This is a genomic window from Bacteroides sp. HPS0048, assembly GCF_964240755.1.
Lineage (GTDB): Bacteria > Bacteroidota > Bacteroidia > Bacteroidales > Bacteroidaceae > Bacteroides > Bacteroides nordii.
In genome coordinates, this window is the sequence record NZ_CAXSVC010000003.1 from 38,721 (window position 1) to 58,440 (window position 19,720).

The following is a 19,720-nucleotide window of genomic DNA, read 5'->3' on the forward strand; positions in this document are numbered from 1 at the left end:
AAAACTTAATGATATGAATATCTCTTATAACTGGCTGAAAGAGTATGTTAACTTCGATCTTACACCTGATGAAGTAGCTGCTGCGCTTACTTCCATCGGACTGGAAACAGGAAGCGTGGAAGAAGTTCAAACCATTAAAGGAGGTTTGGAAGGACTCGTGATTGGCGAAGTGCTGACATGTGTGGAGCATCCTAATTCAGACCACTTACACATCACCACAGTAAATCTGGGAAATGGAGAACCTACTCAGATTGTGTGCGGAGCTCCTAATGTAGCTGCCGGACAGAAAGTAGTAGTTGCCACATTAGGTACGAAACTTTATGACGGTGATGAATGCTTTACTATAAAGAAATCAAAAATCCGTGGTGTGGAATCTATCGGGATGATTTGTGCAGAAGATGAAATTGGTATCGGAACTTCTCACGACGGTATCATTGTGTTGCCGGAAGATGCTGTTCCGGGTACATTGGCCAAAGATTACTATAATGTAAAGAGTGATTACGTACTTGAAGTAGATATCACTCCAAATCGTGCAGATGCTTGTTCTCATTACGGTGTGGCTCGTGATCTGTATGCTTATCTTATTCAGAACGGTAAACAGGCTACATTACAGCGCCCGTCAGTAGAGGCTTTTGCCGTAGAAAATCATGATCTTGATATTAAGGTAACAGTGGAGAATAGTGAAGCATGTCCTCGCTATGCCGGTGTTACTGTAAAGGGGGTGACAGTGAAAGAAAGCCCGGAATGGTTGCAGAATAAACTCCATCTCATTGGTGTGCGGCCTATTAATAATGTAGTAGATATCACCAATTATATTGTTCATGCTTTCGGACAACCGTTGCACTGCTTTGATGCAGATAAAATCAAGGGTGGGGAAGTAATTGTGAAAACGATGCCTGAAGGTACTCCTTTTGTGACATTGGATGGTGTGGAACGTAAGTTGAACGAACGTGACCTGATGATCTGCAATAAGGAAGAAGCTATGTGTATTGCCGGTGTATTCGGTGGATTGGATTCCGGTTCTACAGAAACTACAACAGATATATTTATCGAAAGTGCTTATTTTCATCCTACATGGGTGCGTAAGACAGCCCGTCGTCATGGTTTAAACACAGATGCTTCATTTCGTTTTGAAAGAGGTATCGATCCTAATATTACTATTTACTGTCTGAAACTGGCTGCTCTGCTGGTGAAAGAACTGGCGGGAGGTACAATCTCCAGTGAGATTAAAGATATTTGCGTTGCACCTGCACAGGATTTTGTAGTCGAGTTGGCATATGAGAAAATACATTCGTTGGTAGGTAAAGTAATTCCGGTGGAAACAATTAAAAGTATTGTATCCAGTCTGGAGATGAAGATTACAAATGAAACAGCTGAAGGTTTGACATTGGCTGTTCCTCCTTATCGTGTCGATGTGCAGCGCGATTGTGATGTGATTGAAGACATTCTTCGTATCTATGGATATAATAATGTGGAAATTCCTTCTACATTGAAGTCCAGCCTGACAACTAAAGGTGATGCGGATAAATCAAACAAATTACAAAATTTAGTCGCTGAACAATTGGTTGGTTGCGGGTTTAATGAAATATTGAATAACTCTTTGACTCGTGCTGCTTACTATGATGGATTGGAGTCTTATCCTTCTAATCATCTGGTAATGTTGATGAATCCGTTGAGTGCTGATTTGAACAGTATGCGTCAGACATTGTTATTCGGTGGTCTTGAGAGTATTGCTCATAACGCCAATCGTAAGAATGCCGATTTGAAATTCTTTGAATTTGGTAATTGTTATTATTTTGATGCCGATAAGAAGAATCCGGAAAAGACACTGGCTGCCTATTCGGAAGATTATCACCTTGGGTTATGGGTGACAGGCAAAAGAGTTTCAAACTCATGGGCGCATGCAGATGAAAACAGTTCGGTATATGAGTTAAAGGCTTATGTAGAGAATATATTGAAACGTCTGGGGCTTGATTTACGTAATCTTGTAGTAGGTAATCTGACTGATGATATATTTGCAGCTGCTCTTTCTGTTAATACAAAGGGGGGCAAACGTTTGGCTACATTTGGTGTAGTAACGAAGAAGCTACTGAAAGTATTTGATATTGATAATGAAGTGTATTATGCTGATTTTGACTGGAAAGAACTGATGAAAGCTATTCGTTCGGTGAAGATCAGTTACAAAGAAATATCCAAATTCCCGGCTGTGAAACGTGACCTTGCGTTGTTGCTTGATAAGAATGTTCAGTTTGCGGAGATTGAAAAGATAGCGTATGAAACAGAGAAGAAACTTTTGAAAGAGGTAGAACTCTTCGATGTGTACGAAGGTAAGAATCTGGAAGCCGGTAAGAAATCGTATGCAGTGAGTTTCTTGTTGCAGGATGAGTCACAGACGCTTAACGATAAGATGATTGACAAAATCATGTCTAAGTTGGTGAAGAATCTGGAAGAGAAGCTAAATGCGAAACTGAGATAGAAATCTTGTGGAAATTAATAATTTAAAAATTTATAATTAAAATACATACCAATGGGAAGAGCGTTCGAATATAGAAAAGCTACCAAGCTGAAAAGATGGGGCAATATGGCCCGTACATTTACGAGAATAGGTAAACAGATTGCTATTGCTGTAAAGGCCGGTGGACCGGATCCTGAAAACAACCCGCACTTGCGTGCTGTTGTTGCTACTGCAAAACGTGAGAATATGCCGAAGGATAACGTGGAACGCGCTATCAAAAATGCAATGGGTAAAGATCAGAAGGACTATAAAGAAATGAATTATGAAGGATATGGTCCATTTGGTATTGCTGTATTTGTAGAAACTGCAACTGATAATACTACCCGTACAGTAGCTAATGTGCGTAGTGTTTTCAATAAATTTGGCGGAACATTGGGTACTTCCGGTAGCCTTGATTTTATGTTCAGTTGGAAATCTATGTTCACTATTGCCAAGAAAGAAGGATTGGAAATGGATGAACTGATTCTTGAACTGATTGATTACGGAGTAGAGGATGAATATGATGAGGATGAGGAGGAAATCACAATTTATGGTGATCCTAAATCGTTTGCTCAGATTCAGAAATATCTCGAAGATAATGGTTTTGAGGTAAAGGGTGCCGAATTTACCCGTATTCCGAATGACGAAAAAGAACTGAATGATGAACAACGTGCTACTATTGATAAGATGGTAGAGCGCCTTGAAGATGACGAGGATGTTCAGAATGTATATACTAATATGAAACCGGCGTCTGAGGACGAAGAATAATGAAGTATGTCTATAGAACCCAGGGGACCTGTAGTACGAATATTGAACTCGATGTGGAGAATGGTATTCTGAAAGAAGTGGCCTATTGGGGTGGATGTAATGGTAACTTACAGGGAGTTTCCCGTTTAGTAAAGGGGATGAAAGTAGAAGAGGTAATTACTAAACTGGAGGGTATCCGGTGTAGTGGTCGTCCAACTTCCTGTCCCGATCAGTTATGCAAGGCATTACACGAAATGGGATATTGAAATTAATATAGCATCCAATAAAAAACGGAGACACTATCTTTAAGTGCCTCCGTTTTTATTGGATAGAAGTTCTTTTTTTATTTGTACAGATCCGGTGTTATCTTAACACGGAACAGCTCCTTTTGAGTCTTGTCTGATAGATAGACATACAACATCGTTACATCCATTTCTCTGTATATTTTAAGATCATCCGTATTTTTGATAATTTCCGGAAGACTTTCTGTTAATTGTTTTTGAGTAGCCTCTGCGATAGTTGGATCGTCAGCAGTACCCGTGAGGGTATAATAATAGGTAAATGTGTTATCACCACCTGTGTAGCTGGTACTATCCATTCTTGTCATTTCGTCTATGGTCATAGGACACTGTTTATTTACTTCCTGAGAAGCTATTTCAAATACTTTTTGCTTTGCCTGCTGGCAAGAGGTTAATGTAAGTACAGCAAGGCAAACTGCTGTGAGGATCTTTTTCATATAATGTCTTATTTTTAATTAAATAACGTTCAAAGATAACCGTTTTTAATGAACTGAACAAGTAGTCTGATTGTTTTGTTTATTATCATTAAGGTAGATCACTACCATTCAACAAAACCAGATTAAGCATTGCTTTTGATAGCATTTAATTGTAATTTTGTGCAAACATTAAAGAAAAAAGAACAGAACTTTATTATGCGGAATATATTTAAGGATTTAAAGCGTAAAGACCATAAACGCTATTTAGGGGGATTGGATGTGTTTAGATATATCGGTCCCGGATTGCTTGTCACTGTAGGATTTATCGACCCGGGTAACTGGGCTTCTAACTTTGCCGCAGGTTCTGAGTTTGGTTACTCCTTATTATGGGTAGTAACGCTGTCTACCATCATGTTAATCGTACTTCAGCATAATGTAGCGCATTTGGGTATTGTAACCGGACTTTGTTTGTCAGAGGCTGCTACTCAATATACCCCAAAATGGGTATCACGTCCTATCCTTGGGACAGCTGTATTAGCTTCTATATCTACTTCGTTGGCTGAGATTCTTGGGGGAGCCATTGCATTGGAGATGCTACTTGATATCCCTATAATTGGGGGAGCCGTATTGACCACGGCTTTCGTTTCTGTTATGTTGTTTACCAATTCCTATAAAAAGATAGAACGTTCTATTATTGCTTTTGTATCTGTTATCGGACTTTCGTTTATTTATGAGTTGTTTCTTGTGGATATAGACTGGCCGTTAGCTGCGCAAGGTTGGGTGACGCCTGCCATTCCGAAAGGGAGTATGCTTATCATTATGAGTGTGCTTGGAGCGGTAGTAATGCCTCACAATCTGTTTCTTCATTCGGAGGTGATACAAAGCCATGAATATAATAAGCAGGATGATGCTTCCATCCGGAAGGTTCTTAAATATGAATTATTCGATACACTTTTTTCAATGATCGTTGGATGGGCCATCAATAGTGCGATGATTCTGCTTGCTGCTGCTACTTTCTTTAAAAGTGGAATACAGGTAGAAGAGTTGCAACAGGCAAAATCGTTATTAGAACCTTTGTTAGGTAGTAATGCCGCTATTGTGTTTGCTTTGGCTTTGTTGATGGCGGGAGTTTCTTCTACTATAACCAGTGGAATGGCTGCCGGATCTATTTTTGCGGGGATCTTTGGTGAATCATATCATATAAAGGATAGTCATTCACAGGTAGGTGTTATTCTCTCTTTAGGTATCGCTTTGCTACTGATATTTTTCATCGGTGATCCTTTCAAAGGATTGCTTATATCACAGATGGTGCTGAGTATTCAATTGCCGTTTACTGTATTTTTGCAAGTCGGGTTGACTTCTTCGCGGAAAGTAATGGGCAATTATGTGAATAGTCGTTGGAGTACATTTGTGCTTTATGCTATTGCAATAGTAGTATCTGTATTGAATATCATGTTGCTGTTTTCATGAAAAGATAAGATAGCAAGAAACAGGTTGCCATTGCTGAATGGTAGTACTAATTTTACCCGGTAAAACTTAATAATTATGAGTAATAAACAAGACGAGATTAATTTTGCTCGCGTGGCAGATGCCATTGAGTATATTACCCGCAACTACCAGGAGCAGCCTTCGTTATTCGATATGGCGGAGGAGGCGAATGTGAGTATTTATCATTTTCAACGGCTATTTACAGAATGGGCAGGAGTAAGTCCGAAGAAATTCCTGCAATATATCAGTGTAAATCGTGCTAAGAGAATCCTGAAAGAAGGGCAGGGAAGTCTTTTTGATGCTGCTTTTGAAATCGGGCTTTCGGGTACGGGGCGTTTGCACGAACTTTTTATTCATATTGAAGGAATGACTCCCGGAGAATATAAAGTCGGTGGCAAAGGCTTAACCATAAACTATCGTTTTGCCAAAACTCTTTTTGGTGAAATATTAGTAGCATCTACTTCTAAAGGAGTATGTTATATGACTTTTTGTGACAACCGGGAGCAGGCATTGGCAGAACTGGGGCATCACTTTCCATTCGCTACGTTTGAGAAACATCCCGATGAGTTTCAAGAACGTGCCCTTGCTGTTTTTTCTATGGATTGGACGAATCTCAATGAGGTAAAGCTACATTTGCGTGGTACGGAATTCCAGCTGAAGGTTTGGGAGACATTGTTAAAGATACCAATGGGAACATTGACCACTTACGGAGACATTGCTAATTATCTGGATAGTCCCAGTTCATCCCGTGCTGTAGGAACAGCAGTAGGAGACAATCCGGTAGCATTCTTAATTCCTTGTCATCGTGTCATTCGTTCTACCGGTGCTTTAGGAGGTTACCATTGGGGATTGACCCGCAAAACTGCTATAATAGGATGGGAAGCTGCTAAGATAGAAGAACAAAGAAATCGTCTAATGACTGATAATTAATACTCGTAGAAATCTTGTGAACTCAGGATTCTCGATTGTAAATATAAACATCTTATGAAGATAATAACTTATAATGTGAATGGCCTGCGTGCCGCAGTTTCAAAAGGTTTGCCTGATTGGCTGGCACAAGAACAGCCGGATGTACTTTGTTTGCAGGAAACCAAATTGCAACCAGAACAATATCCCGGTGAAGCTTTTGAGGCAGTGGGGTATAAAGGCTATTTATATTCTGCACAAAAGAAAGGTTACAGTGGCGTAGCTATCCTTACCCGTCGTGAGCCCGATCATGTGGAATATGGAATGGGAATTGAAGAATATGATAATGAGGGGCGTTTTATTCGTGCCGATTTTGGTGATTTATCAGTTGTGAGTGTATATCATCCTTCTGGGACAAGTGGTGATGAACGACAGGCATTCAAAATGGTGTGGCTGGAAGCTTTCCAGAAGTATGTAACAGAATTGCAAAAGTCCCGTCCCAATTTGATTCTTTGCGGAGATTACAATATTTGTCATGAAGCGATAGATATCCACGATCCTGTCCGTAATGCTACGAATAGCGGTTTCTTACCGGAAGAACGGGAGTGGATGACTCGTTTTCTTTCTGCTGGTTTTGTTGATTCTTTCCGCACATTGTATCCTGAAAAACAAGAGTACACTTGGTGGAGTTATCGCTTCAATTCACGTGCAAAGAATAAAGGGTGGCGTATAGACTACTGTATGGTAAGTGAACCTGTACGCCCGATGCTGAAGAGTGCCTGTATATTGAATGAAGCGGTACACTCAGATCATTGTCCGATGGTGTTGGAAGTAAAGGACTGATTACATTAGAGTATACTAATGCTCAGTTTACGACTGTCTCCTCCGTCACGAAACTCACACAGATAAATCCCCTGCCAGGTACCCAGGTTTAACTTGTGGTTCTTGATGGGGATTGTGACTGAACTGCCAATTAATGACGCTTTGATATGTGCACTCATATCGTCTGGTCCTTCCAGAGTATGAATGAAGTAAGGTGCTCCATCCGGAACCAGTTTATTAAAGAAGGTTTGGAAGTCTTTACGGACATCCGGATCTGCATTTTCATTGATTGTAATTCCTGCCGAAGTATGTTTGATAAACACTACAAGTAACCCATTTTCGGGGAGTTCTGGTAAATGTGATACAATGTCGCGGGTTATTAGATGAAAACCACGTGGGTAGTGTGGCAATTGTATATCCAAGGTTATAGCCATTATATTACTGCATTTTTGTTATGTCTGCAAAGATACTTTTTTATATTTTTGCACAAATAAATAATAGAAATAAAAATGGAAGATAGAATACAGCGTGCCGTTGAATTTTTCAAAAGCGGTTATAATTGTTCTCAGTCTGTAGTGGCTGCTTTTGCTGATATGTATGGATTTACCGAAGAACAGGCTTTTCGTATGTCAGCCTCTTTCGGAGGAGGTATTGGGCGTATGAGAGAGACTTGTGGGGCTGCTTGCGGTATGTTTCTGTTGGCCGGACTGGAAACAGGGGCAACTGACGGAGCCGATAAAGAAGGGAAAGCCGCTAACTATGCTTTGGTACAGGAACTTGCTGCTGAGTTCAGGAAAAGGAATGGCTCACTGAACTGTGGCGAACTATTAGGTTTGAAGAAAAAAGCTCTTTTGTCATCAGTTCCTGAAGAAAGAACCAAGCAATATTATGCTAAACGTCCGTGTACCAGGATGGTAGAACAAGCTGCCCGAATTTGGGTGGAATATCTCGAAAAACACCCGAAATAGCTATAAAAAAGCCGTTTTTATTACAGATTATGCAAAAAAACGCCCAATAAAGTGTTATATAACATAAATATAACTATATTTGCAGCTGAAATAAAACCTGAAAGCTGAGAGGTTGTCAGTTTTTACATCATGTTTAACTAAAATTTCTAAAGCAAATGTTGAAAGAAAAAGCAGGTGAAATTGCAGGTAAAATCTGGAATGCACTGGACGGTACAGAAGGTCTGACCGCTAAGCAAATCAAGAAAGTAACTAAGCTGGTAGACAAAGACTTGTTCTTGGGTCTTGGTTGGTTGCTAAGAGAAGACAAAGTTTCTACTCAGGAAATTGATGGTGAACTTTTCATTAAATTGAACTAAGAGAGTAAATCACTTACCCATAAAAAAATGCGTTGATACATTTCTGAATGTTATCAGCGCATTTTTTTATGTAGATGATTTGCGCATTTTTATTGTAAATAAAGGCAAATGATATGAATCTGGTACGGATTTTCTAATTTCCAGTATGGAGTATTAAATAGAAGACTCGAATGAAAAGTTAAAAAAACTTCTGTTTCTACTTTTATAAGTTCTATGGAAAAAAATAAAGTAATATTGCAAGATAAGAATTCTGAAGATATCCAAGAAAAAACTGCATCAAAAATAATAAGTCGAAATGATTTATGTCCATGTGGAAGCGGCAAGAAATATAAGAATTGTCATGGAAGATAGCCTTGTTTTAGTTGTCTTTTTGTTTTATTACAGTAGTACACTTAGCCCTTTGGAGTTATTAAAAAAATAGCTTTTAAAACCTCATATTTTTCATTATCTTTGTGCCCAATAAAAGAGTTGTTATTTATTGTATATTGTCATTTGTTTTACGAATGTTTTACGAGAGTATCCTTCTTTTATCATAAAGTTCTTATTTATAATTAGATAGTTGTTTTAGAATGAAGAATATACGTAATTTTTGCATCATTGCTCATATTGACCACGGTAAATCAACGTTAGCAGATCGTCTGCTGGAATTCACCAACACCATACAGGTGACTGCAGGCCAGATGCTGGATGATATGGATCTGGAAAAGGAGAGAGGTATCACCATCAAGAGCCATGCCATACAGATGGAGTATACATATAAAGGCGAAAAGTATATTCTGAATTTAATTGATACTCCGGGACACGTGGATTTTTCATATGAAGTTTCCCGTTCTATTGCTGCTTGTGAAGGTGCATTACTCATTGTAGATGCTTCGCAGGGAGTACAGGCGCAGACAATTTCTAATCTTTATATGGCCATTGAACATGATCTGGAAATTATTCCTGTCATTAATAAATGCGATATGGCAAGTGCCATGCCCGAAGAAGTAGAAGACGAAATCGTTGAGTTGTTGGGTTGTAAGCGTGATGAAATCATACGTGCATCCGGAAAGACGGGGATGGGAGTAGAAGAAATACTCGCTGCTGTTATTGAGCGTATACCTCATCCGCAAGGAGATGATGAAGCGCCGTTGCAGGCATTGATTTTCGACTCTGTATTTAATTCTTTCCGCGGAATCATTGCTTATTTCAAGATAGTAAACGGAGTGATTCGTTCCGGTGATAAAGTGAAATTTTTTAATACCGGAAAGGAATATGCAGCCGACGAAATCGGAGTACTCAAGATGGATATGGTTCCGCGTAAGGAATTACGTACCGGAGATGTAGGATATATCATTTCGGGTATTAAGACTTCCAAAGAAGTAAAGGTAGGTGATACTATCACACATATTGCCCATCCTTGTGACAGAGCAATTGATGGGTTTGAAGAGGTAAAACCAATGGTATTTGCTGGTGTATATCCTATTGAGGCCGAAGAGTTTGAAGATCTGCGTGCTTCTTTGGAAAAATTGCAGTTGAATGATGCTTCGCTTACTTTCCAGCCGGAATCTTCATTAGCTTTAGGCTTTGGATTCCGTTGCGGATTCCTGGGTCTGCTTCATATGGAGATTGTGCAGGAACGTCTTGATCGTGAGTTCGACATGAATGTGATTACTACCGTGCCAAACGTTTCTTATAATATCTACGACAAGCAGGGAAACATGACTGAGGTACATAACCCCGGTGGTATGCCCGATCCTACAATGATAGACCGTATTGAAGAGCCTTATATCAAGTCCTCTATTATCACCACTACCGACTATATCGGTCCTATTATGACCCTTTGTTTAGGTAAACGAGGTGAGCTGATTAAGCAGGAATATATTTCCGGCAATCGTGTAGAAATATATTATAACATGCCTTTGGGTGAGATTGTGATCGATTTCTACGATCGACTGAAAAGTATCTCCAAAGGATATGCTTCTTTTGATTATCATCCGGATGGTTTCCGTCCGTCCAAGCTTGTAAAACTGGATATTCTGCTGAATGGCGAATCTGTTGATGCACTTTCTACATTGACTCATTTTGATAACGCTTATGATATGGGACGCCGTATGTGCGAGAAGTTGAAGGAACTGATTCCTAGACAGCAGTTTGAGATTGCTATCCAAGCGGCTATCGGTGCTAAAATTATAGCCCGTGAAACGATAAAGGCAGTTCGTAAGGATGTGACTGCAAAATGTTATGGTGGTGATATCAGCCGTAAACGTAAGTTGCTTGAAAAACAGAAAAAAGGTAAGAAGCGAATGAAGCAGATTGGTAATGTAGAAGTGCCTCAGAAAGCATTCCTTGCTGTGCTAAAGCTTGATTAAATCTTTTTTGTGATAGCTAAAAGAGGGTGTATCTTGAACAAATAGCGCTGCTAATAGTTTTAGATACACCAGGTAATCGCCATCTGTCCACAGAGCTTTCCCTGGCAATTACTTAAATACGTACAATACAAAATGAGAAAAGTTCTGTCTTTTTCGGTTTTCCTTATAATAGGTCTTTTCCTGTCTCAGTTTCTGCCTGTGCTTGCGGGAAGCGGATATGGCGCAGTGAAGACGGTTGCTAATATATTGCTTTATATTTGCCTCGGTTTTATTATGATTAATGTAGGCAGAGAGTTTGAAGTTGATAAATCCCGTTGGAAAAGTTACACTGAAGATTATTTTATAGCAATGGCTACGGCTGCTATGCCTTGGTTGCTGATTGCCCTTTATTATGTATTTGTATTGCTTCCTCCAGAGTTTTGGAATAGTTGGGAAGCGTGGAAAGAGAACTTATTACTGAGTCGTTTTGCAGCTCCTACTTCTGCCGGTATTCTTTTTACTATGTTGGCTGCCATTGGGCTCAAAGCAAGTTGGATGTACAAGAAGATTCAGGTACTTGCCATTTTCGATGATCTTGATACCATTCTTTTGATGATTCCCCTTCAGATTATGATGATTGGTTTACGCTGGCAGCTGATTATTGTCGTTCTGATCGTATTTTTGTTACTATTGTTTGGTTGGAGACAGTTGAGCAAGTATAATTGGAGGCAGGACTGGAAAGCAATTTTATTTTATTCTACCCTTGTCTTTGTTGCTACTCAATCTTTGTATCTGATCAGTAAAGGTCTGTATGGCGAAGAAGGAAGTATTCACATTGAAGTGTTGCTGCCTGCGTTTATATTAGGCATGATAATGAAGCACAAAGAGATAGATACTCCAATGGAACGCAACGTTTCTACTGGTATTTCTTTCTTGTTTATGTTTCTGGTAGGTATGAGTATGCCTCATTTTATAGGTGTCAATTTTGCAGAGACTCAAGCTGGAGAATATTCCGTTACCGGTTCACAGGAGATGATGCCGTGGGGAGTGATTGCTCTTCATGTGCTCATTGTTTCTTTATTATCGAATATCGGAAAGTTATTTCCCGTCTTTTTCTATCGGGATCGCAAATTCAGTGAGCGATTAGCTTTGTCTATTGGTATGTTTACCCGTGGTGAAGTAGGAGCAGGGGTTATTTTCATAGCTCTTGGTTACAATCTTGGTGGGCCTGCTTTGGCTATTTCGGTTCTTACAATCGTACTGAACTTAATATTAACCGGAATCTTTGTTCTTTGGGTAAAAAAACTAGCTTTGAGAAGCTATATGGAATAATAGAAATAATATTAAATCATATACTAACTAAAACACACATATTATGACTATCTTACGTTCAATGAGGAATTTCTCGGCTATGAATATTGTGGCGAGTATTTTGTTGTTTGTAACTGCCATAGCTGCTGCTATTATTGCTAATTCTCCGTTGGCTCCTGCCTACCAGGAGTTTCTTTCACATGAACTTCATTTCCGGATAGGAAGTTTCAATCTGCTTTCACATGGAGGTCAGAATCTGACTATGATTGAGTTTATTAACGATGGGTTGATGACTGTATTTTTTCTGTTAGTTGGGTTGGAGATAAAACGTGAATTATTGGTGGGAGAGTTGTCTTCTTTCCGTAAAGCAGTATTACCGTTTATTGCAGCCTGTGGTGGTATGCTGATTCCTGTTCTTATTTATTCGTTTATTTGTACCCCGTACACTCCCGAAGGACAGGGGCTTGCCATTCCGATGGCTACAGATATTGCTTTTTCATTGGGTGTGCTTAGCTTATTGGGGAAACGTGTCCCGTTAAGTCTGAAAATTTTTCTGACAGCTTTTGCTGTGGTCGATGATATTGGCGGTATTCTTGTTATTGCAGTCTTTTATAGTTCGCATGTGGCTTATGGATATTTGCTGGTAGCTGCTTTGCTTTTTGTACTACTTTATTTTATCGGTAAACATGGAGCAACCAATAAATTGTTCTTTTTGATTATTGGGGTTATTATCTGGTATCTTTTCTTGCAATCAGGTATTCATAGTACGATTGCCGGGGTACTGTTTGCCTTTATAATTCCGGCCAAACCTCAGCTACATGTTGGTAAGTATATTGAGCGTATCCGCCGTATAATCAATACATTCCCGACTATGGAAGGAAACAGCATTGTTCTTACTAATGAGCAAATTGCTAAGTTGAAACAGGTAGAGTCTGCTTCCGACCGTGTAATTAGCCCTTTACAATCTTTGGAAGATAATCTTCATGGAGCAGTCAATTACATTATTCTACCATTGTTCGCTTTTGTAAATGCAGGAGTTGTGTTTAGTGGAGGGGGAGAAGTAATGGGCAAGGTCAGTATAGCAGTAGCTTTAGGTTTACTGTGTGGTAAGTTTTTGGGGATTTATTTCTTTACCTGGCTGGCTATTAAGAGCAGACTGACACCTATGCCGGAAGGTATGAATTGGAAGAATATAGCAGGTGTTTCTTTGTTGGGTGGTATTGGTTTTACCGTGTCATTGTTCATTGCTAATCTTTCATTCGGCTCCACATATCCTATATTGTTGAATCAGGCTAAATTCGGAGTCCTTTCAGGTACGGTTCTGGCAGGTGCTTTAGGATATATTGTACTCTATCTGGTATTACCCAAGAAGAAATGACTATTTTTTGCGACTTTATTTGCTGTTGTAAATATTTGTGGATAGAAAAAGAAACAGAAATGAAAAGACTGAATATGTTAGTTGGGTAAGAAAAACATACAAACTTTTATTTTGTTAAACAGTTGATTATGAAGTGGTTATAGGATGCTGTTTTTACTCGTAGAAGATCGATCCGAAACACACCGAGAAACACTTCGTTGGTCGTAGAGAAACGAACCGTTTCTCTACGACCAATAATTTGATTTTTTATAAGAATTTACAAAAATAAGGCGGAAGAAGGGGGAATGCTTTCTTTGTTGTAAGTAAAATTTGTTTCTTTATGTTATTCGTCATCTCCTTCACTTTCATCGATAGGCAGAATTTTCTGACTTTCTTCATGTGGCAATTGTTCCACTTGCCGGAGTTTTCTTTCGATGGCACGGGTACGTTTTCCCATTACCTCTTCCAGCTGATCACCGGCATTTTGCAGATTCTTTTGTACTTTTTCAAGTAATCCGCCAAATTTACTGAATTCTGTTTTTACCGCTCCCAGCACAGTCCATACTTCTCCCGTTCTTTTTTGAATGGCAAGTGTGCGGAAGCCCATTTGCAGGCTGTTTAGAATGGCACCCAGAGTGGTTGGTCCTGTAATTACGATTTTGTATTCCTTTTGTAGCATCTCTACTAAGGCTGTACGACGTATAACCTCTGCGTAAATACTCTCGAAGGGCAGAAACAGGATAGCAAAGTCTGTTGTGTAAGGTGGGGCGACGTATTTATCATGAATGTCTTTTGCCATTTTTTTGATTGTATTCTCCAGTTGTTTCCCGGATGATTCTATCAGTACGGTATCTCCTGCTTCAAAGGCATCATAGTATTGCTCGTAGACATCTTTTGGAAATTTCGCATCAATAGGGAGATATACCGTACTGTTAGCATCATCTTTACCCGGTAGCTTGATGGCAAACTCCACGAATTCAGTTCCGCTTTTCTTCGTTTTGACATTGGCATCATATTGTTCGGGACTCATCATTTGTTCCAGTAATGCTCCCAATTGTACTTCACCGAAAGTGCCCCGCATTTTTACATTGCTCAGCACTTTTTTCAACCCTCCTACGTCTTGTGCCAGAGATTTCATTTCTCCCAATCCTTTCTGCACATTTTCAAGCTGTGACCGGACTATCTCAAAAGACTGCCCGATACGTTCGTTCAGTGTCTTTTGTAATTTTTCTTCTACCATGAGTCGCATGTCATCCAGACGCTTTTCTGTAGATTTTAGTAACATTTCCTGCTGACGTGCCATTGTATCAAACTTCTGTCTTTGCAGTTCTCCGGTGGTCATCATATTTTTGTGCAGTACATCCTGCACTTGTTGCATGCTTTGATTGAGGGCTTGCGTTATTTCCATGCGGAGTTCGCGTATGCTACGATTCAGCTCTTCACGGTTCTCCTGCATTTGCTGTCGCAAAGCAGTTTGCAGTTGCTCACTTTGCGCCTGCCCGTTATTTTTAGTCAGTATTAAAATGATGAGCCCAATCAGTAGTATGATAGTGACAATGAGTAAAATCAGTTCCATGAGTTAATACGTCAGTATTTCATTACCGGTTTCAGTTATCAGAATCATGTTTTCCCATTGTGCCGACGGCATTCCGTCGTCCGTACAGACAGTCCATCCGTCCGCATCGTCTATGAATACTTCGTATGTACCCATATTTATCATTGGTTCTATGGTAAATGTCATTCCTGGAACAATCATCATACCTGTACCCCGGCGGCCAAAGTGTTCCACATCCGGTTCCTCATGAAAATGCATGCCTACTCCATGTCCGCAAAGATCACGTACTACACTATATCCGTTTTTTTCGGCATGTTCTTGGATAGCGGCACCTACATCGCCCAGTCGTGCCCAGGGTTGTGCAGCAGCGATGCCTATTTCCATACATTCTTTGGTGACTTGTACCAGCCGTCGCATCTCCGGATTTACATCTCCAATCATAAACATACGTGAGGCATCTGAGAAATATCCTTTATAGATAGTTGAAACATCTACATTAACAATATCTCCACTACTCAGAATTTCATTTTTACTTGGTATACCGTGACATACTACTTCGTTGATGCTTGTACATACACTTTTGGGGAATCCTTCATAATTGAGTGGGGCAGGGATAGCACCGTGGCTCGTTGTGAAGTCATATACCATACGGTCGATTTCTTCTGTAGACATGCCTTCACGAATGTTCTCGGAAACATAATCCAGCAGTGCAGTATTGATTTTAGCACTTTCGCGTATACCTTCCAACTGTTCCGGTGTACGGAGTACCTTTCGTGGAGGGAGTTTTATGCCTTGTTTTCTGTATTTTTGAATTTTATCTTCTATCTCGTCCGGGTAATTAGAAGGGGTGAACCGGAAGCCCTTGATGAACTTTTTCATTGTTTCTGTATATTTTATCTTTCAGTCAATGGTACAAAGGTAGAGAATTAATATTAGTAATTAATTGCTTTCGGTTGGATAAATAACTATCTTTATTGATTGAAAGTGCTATGGGCAGGTATTGTATATTAAAAGTGGAGACTGATTTTTTGATTTTCTTTTCAGTTTAGAATAGGAGTTTGGGGGCATATGACGATTGAATTTATTAACAGGATTATATGAAAAAAATGTGATTAATCTTTTTCAATTATTTAATGATTTGTATATTGCGAGAGTTTAATATTATACAACACAAATAGTAAAGCAAGAAGAACATGAAATTACATGAATGCATTATGAGAACACGATTACTGGTTTCCTTTTGTTGTGTGCCCATTCTATCTGTTAGTGCAACTATATCGCAGTTGCCTACAAAGATGGAAGTCCTTCAGCAAATGGCTTTAGTGAACAACTATTACATGACCAACAATGCAATTTCCGCAGGAACTAACGATTGGGTAAAATCCGCTTATTTCACAGGGTGTATGGAGTTTTATAAGGTTTATCAGGATCAGAAGTTACTTGATTATATGACCTTATGGGCCGAAAAAAATAAGTGGGCGTTGGGAGTAAATGCCGACAAGCATGGTGCTGACGGGCAAGTGTGTGGACAAACTTACATTGATTTGTATCGGTTGGATAAAAATAAACAGGAGTATAAGATACAGGCTATTAAAGAGTGTGTGGATAATTTAATTACTAATCCGCAGGAATCTATTGACGATTGGTGGTGGGTAGATTCTTATTTTATGGCGATGCCTCTTTTCTCGAAACTGGGAGATTTGTATAAAGATAACGTTTATTTTGAACGGATGCATGCTATGCATACCTATTCAAAAACGCGTTGGAAACTTTATGATGAAACAGACCATATTTGGTTTCGTGATAGTACGCAGGTACCTGCCAAGAGCCTGAGTCCCAATAGGAAGAAAGTCTGTTGGTCTCGTGGAAATGGTTGGGCGGTTGCTGCTTGTGTTCGTGTCTTGAATGATCTGCCTGCCGACCATTCTTATAGAGTGGAGTATGTTCAGTTGCTGACCGAAATGGCAGCAGCTTTAAAAGCCTGTCAGCGTGAAGATGGCTTCTGGAATAGAAATCTGGCCGATCCGGAACATCTGGCAGGTCCGGAAACAAGCGGTACAGCCCTTTTTGTATATGGCTTATCTTGGGGAATAAATCACGGAGTACTCGATAGAGAGTTTTATCTGCCTGTGGTTCTCAAAGCGTGGAATGGAATGACTACGATTGCGGTTCATAAAAACGGACTTTTAGGATATGTTCAAGGACCAGGTTTCAAGCCGGAGTCAAACTATCCCTTAAATGCTGAATCGACCTGGGACTATGGAGTCGGAGCTTTCCTGTTGGCCGGAAGTGAAGTTGTAAAACTGGCCGAAGGTGAAATGCCGGAAGTAGGTGATTTACCGGAACCGCCTATCGAGGCAGTGAATATAAACGTGACGGCAAGTACTTATGAAACCGGTACGACAAATACTCCGGAAAAGACTTTGGATCGGGATTTCAATACACGTTGGTCGGCCGAAGGTGAACAATGGATTAAGTACGATTTACTATCAGAAGAAACAATAGCAACGGTTGATATTGCATTTTGGGATGGACATAAGCGTAAGTTTAACTTCTCAATAGAGCTTTCGACGGATGATGAAAACTGGACAGAAGTTTTTAATGGGCAATCCGGAGGAAATACGGATCGTTGGGAGACGTTTTACATAGGTCTTTGTAAAGCCCGCTATGTCAGAATAAGCGGAAAGGGAAATACTAAAAATAAATGGAACAGCATTTTAGAGACTCGTATTAATATCATAGACGTGCCAACGGATATCAATAGGATCGAAAATCAAACAGCTGTGACGATATACCCGAATCCGGCTTCGGATGTCTTGAATATTGAAGGTACTGATGATGGTGAGACGATTTGTATATACAATGCTTTGGGAGTCAAGGTTATAGAAACATGGAACCGGACAATTGATATATCTTCTTTTTCAACCGGGATTTATTTTGTGAAAGTTCAGAATGCGGTCTTTAAGGTTATCATACAATGATTTTGACATTTGCTATGTTGCGTATCATGTTGTGAACGCCTTAAAAACCGGTTCGATTTTCTGTATTTCCGATTCAAATCCAAACCAATAACCGGCTTGTCCTTCCTGATTTATTGGCAAGAAGCACAAACGCAGTGTTTCTTTGTATTCACCATAGAGGATTGTCCATGTTTCAGGAGGAACCTGCCGCTTGGTTTTGACTTTTTCAGCCGGAAGTTTCTTTAACGACATACCCGCCTCTATCCAGGCGATGCTTACTTGCGTCTGATAGTCAGTATAGTACTTTTTACAGAATTCATACAGAATCAATCCTCTTTTCTCCAGACTCAGTGGTTGGTCTATCAGCCCAATCTCTATCAGATGATTTAAAAGTTCGTGTAGAAATGTTTGGTTTTCCAGAATCAATTTTCGCGTGATAGACTGCCAGGCAGGAGTGTTATAGAAACCATCTAATAATCGTGAGAGGTAGCGGGCTGTTTGTAGCTCATCTACACTGATTTCCCTGGTTTGCAACACTTCGTAAGGTGGGAGTGGGGCATATTGAATCCCTAATTCTTCCGCTCTTCTCCGCATTTCTGTACCGGGAAGCAACTTTAACGATTCCAATTGTATTTCTCCTGCTCCATATTCGGCAAGGGTTCGTATGTCTTCGAATATTTCGGAGAGATGATACAGCGGTAGTCCGGCAATAAGATCGGCATGAGTCTCCATATTGGGCAGTGCACAGAGATATTTCAGTCCGTTCAGTGCATCGGATAAGCGTCCCATCCGTCGGCTTTGTTCGAGCACAGGCTCACGCAAACTCTGAATGCCGGCTTCCAGATGGAGCAAACCTTTGGGAAGCTTGGTAAGTTCTTGTTTCAGCTCTTCGGAGAGCAAGGCCGGGTGTATCTCAAGATGAAAGCAGATATCAGGAGAAAATTCGAGAAACAGATTGAGTAGTTCTTTGGCCCGTTTGTTATTGTAATTGAAGGTACGGTCAAGTACGCGAATGTTCTTGATACCATGTCGGTGGATCTCTTTTAAGCGTTCACGGATGACCTCTATAGAGAGTGTCCGTACCGGTTTTTCTCCACCGCTTACACAGAAGGCGCACGTGTTGAAGCAGCCTCGTGTTGTTTCAAGTTGTACAAATGGTTTACTCCAGTTGAAGAAGCGACTTTGTTCTGGCGAAATGAGATTGGCAAACTCCATGACGCGGGCAATTCCATTGTCGCGATAGCCTCCTTCTTTATCAAGGTAGCACAATCCGGCAATGGTATTCCAGTTTTCCGGTTGGTTCCAACACTCAAGCCACTGTGGGAATACCTCTTCACCTTCTCCACGAAACACACAACTGACAAATGGATTCTTGCGCAGAAACGCTTCGTTGTCTCCCAAAAACTCAGGTCCTCCCATAACTACACAACATTGCGGAAGCAACGCTTTAGCTCTTGAAACAATATGTAGTAACTGCTCGTGATTGAACAGCCAATTGGTGGCGGCAATGATATCCGGTTGGTGATAATAGATACTGTTTGCCACCATACCTGCATTTTCATTAATAGTAGCTGATACGATTTCCCATTCGATGGAGTTATCTGTTGCAATTTGAGCATGCAGTGCCGGTAACGCCAAAGAGGAGTGGGCATAAGAGCTATTTAAGTCGAGCCAAAGAATTTTCATGCAAGAATTTTAACGTTTATGGCCG

Annotated in this window: 17 protein-coding genes and 1 pseudogene; 13 read left to right on the plus strand and 5 right to left on the minus strand. The window is 40.1% G+C overall.

Annotation, left to right across the window (positions count from 1 at the left end; all coding sequences use genetic code 11):
• Positions 1-13: 13 nt before the first annotated feature.
• From pheT to ACESQI_RS03005, 3 genes are read left to right on the plus strand one after another with little or no spacing between them, the layout of a single operon-like run.
• Positions 14-2,476: a phenylalanine--tRNA ligase subunit beta gene (gene pheT / locus ACESQI_RS02995; RefSeq protein WP_373125417.1), complete on the plus strand. Its 2,463-nt coding sequence runs from the start codon at positions 14-16 to the stop codon at positions 2,474-2,476.
• A 51-nt stretch (positions 2,477-2,527) separates the two neighbouring features.
• Entirely contained in the window at positions 2,528-3,262 is a 735-nt protein-coding gene (locus tag ACESQI_RS03000) for a YebC/PmpR family DNA-binding transcriptional regulator (RefSeq protein ID WP_002559830.1), read from the plus strand.
• A complete protein-coding gene (locus tag ACESQI_RS03005) occupies positions 3,262-3,507 on the plus strand; it encodes a TIGR03905 family TSCPD domain-containing protein (protein WP_007485893.1) in 246 nt (81 codons plus the stop codon). The genes ACESQI_RS03000 and ACESQI_RS03005 overlap by 1 nt, the downstream gene beginning before the upstream one ends.
• A gap of 77 nt (positions 3,508-3,584) precedes the next feature.
• On the opposite strand, the gene ACESQI_RS03010 is transcribed toward ACESQI_RS03005, so the two are convergent.
• A complete protein-coding gene (locus ACESQI_RS03010) occupies positions 3,585-3,977 on the minus strand; it encodes a hypothetical protein (RefSeq protein ID WP_002559832.1) in 393 nt (130 codons plus the stop codon).
• Positions 3,978-4,172: 195 nt separating this feature from the next.
• Here ACESQI_RS03010 and ACESQI_RS03015 point away from each other — a divergent pair, with 195 nt between their 5' ends.
• From ACESQI_RS03015 to ACESQI_RS03025, 3 genes are all read left to right on the plus strand, one after another.
• The gene (locus ACESQI_RS03015; protein ID WP_373125418.1) at positions 4,173-5,426 is read left to right on the plus strand and encodes an Nramp family divalent metal transporter; all 1,254 of its coding nucleotides are present in this window, start codon (positions 4,173-4,175) and stop codon (positions 5,424-5,426) included.
• Between the two features lie 75 nt (positions 5,427-5,501).
• Positions 5,502-6,374 carry a methylated-DNA--[protein]-cysteine S-methyltransferase gene (locus ACESQI_RS03020; RefSeq protein WP_002559834.1) on the plus strand — a complete coding sequence of 291 codons (873 nt, stop codon included), beginning with the start codon at positions 5,502-5,504 and terminating at the stop codon, positions 6,372-6,374.
• A gap of 54 nt (positions 6,375-6,428) precedes the next feature.
• Entirely contained in the window at positions 6,429-7,193 is a 765-nt protein-coding gene (locus tag ACESQI_RS03025; RefSeq protein ID WP_007485888.1) for an exodeoxyribonuclease III, read from the plus strand.
• A gap of 5 nt (positions 7,194-7,198) precedes the next feature.
• Here the strand turns inward: ACESQI_RS03025 and ACESQI_RS03030 are convergent, their stop codons facing one another.
• Positions 7,199-7,606: a secondary thiamine-phosphate synthase enzyme YjbQ gene (locus ACESQI_RS03030; protein WP_002559836.1), complete on the minus strand. Its 408-nt coding sequence runs from the start codon at positions 7,604-7,606 to the stop codon at positions 7,199-7,201.
• Between the two features lie 75 nt (positions 7,607-7,681).
• On the opposite strand from ACESQI_RS03030, the gene ACESQI_RS03035 reads away from it, so the two are divergent.
• From ACESQI_RS03035 to nhaA, 6 genes and pseudogenes are all read left to right on the plus strand, one after another.
• Positions 7,682-8,140: a C-GCAxxG-C-C family protein gene (locus ACESQI_RS03035; RefSeq protein ID WP_002559837.1), complete on the plus strand. Its 459-nt coding sequence runs from the start codon at positions 7,682-7,684 to the stop codon at positions 8,138-8,140.
• Between the two features lie 155 nt (positions 8,141-8,295).
• Entirely contained in the window at positions 8,296-8,496 is a 201-nt protein-coding gene (locus tag ACESQI_RS03040) for a winged helix-turn-helix domain-containing protein (protein ID WP_002559838.1), read from the plus strand.
• A 273-nt stretch (positions 8,497-8,769) separates the two neighbouring features.
• Positions 8,770-8,847 (plus strand): annotated as a pseudogene (locus tag ACESQI_RS03045) (SEC-C metal-binding domain-containing protein); the annotation flags it as partial.
• A gap of 218 nt (positions 8,848-9,065) precedes the next feature.
• The gene (lepA, locus tag ACESQI_RS03050; RefSeq protein WP_234130526.1) at positions 9,066-10,847 is read left to right on the plus strand and encodes a translation elongation factor 4; all 1,782 of its coding nucleotides are present in this window, start codon (positions 9,066-9,068) and stop codon (positions 10,845-10,847) included.
• Between the two features lie 132 nt (positions 10,848-10,979).
• Entirely contained in the window at positions 10,980-12,158 is a 1,179-nt protein-coding gene (locus ACESQI_RS03055) for a hypothetical protein (protein WP_007485880.1), read from the plus strand.
• A gap of 43 nt (positions 12,159-12,201) precedes the next feature.
• Positions 12,202-13,515, plus strand: coding sequence for a Na+/H+ antiporter NhaA (gene nhaA, locus ACESQI_RS03060; protein WP_002559842.1), 1,314 nt, complete (start codon positions 12,202-12,204; stop codon positions 13,513-13,515).
• Positions 13,516-13,837: 322 nt separating this feature from the next.
• On the opposite strand, the gene rmuC is transcribed toward nhaA, so the two are convergent.
• Both rmuC and map read right to left on the minus strand, forming a co-directional pair.
• A complete protein-coding gene (gene rmuC, locus ACESQI_RS03065) occupies positions 13,838-15,070 on the minus strand; it encodes a DNA recombination protein RmuC (protein ID WP_195660724.1) in 1,233 nt (410 codons plus the stop codon).
• 3 nt (positions 15,071-15,073) lie between these two features.
• On the minus strand, positions 15,074-15,928 hold the full coding sequence (gene map / locus ACESQI_RS03070) for a type I methionyl aminopeptidase (RefSeq protein ID WP_025867171.1): 855 nt from the start codon (positions 15,926-15,928) through the stop codon (positions 15,074-15,076).
• A 335-nt stretch (positions 15,929-16,263) separates the two neighbouring features.
• On the opposite strand from map, the gene ACESQI_RS03075 reads away from it, so the two are divergent.
• On the plus strand, positions 16,264-18,030 hold the full coding sequence (locus ACESQI_RS03075) for a glycoside hydrolase family 88 protein (protein ID WP_373125419.1): 1,767 nt from the start codon (positions 16,264-16,266) through the stop codon (positions 18,028-18,030).
• A 24-nt stretch (positions 18,031-18,054) separates the two neighbouring features.
• Here ACESQI_RS03075 and ACESQI_RS03080 read toward each other — a convergent pair whose 3' ends face one another.
• A complete protein-coding gene (locus ACESQI_RS03080; protein ID WP_373125420.1) occupies positions 18,055-19,695 on the minus strand; it encodes a DUF4080 domain-containing protein in 1,641 nt (546 codons plus the stop codon).
• Between the last annotated feature and the right edge of the window lie 25 nt (positions 19,696-19,720).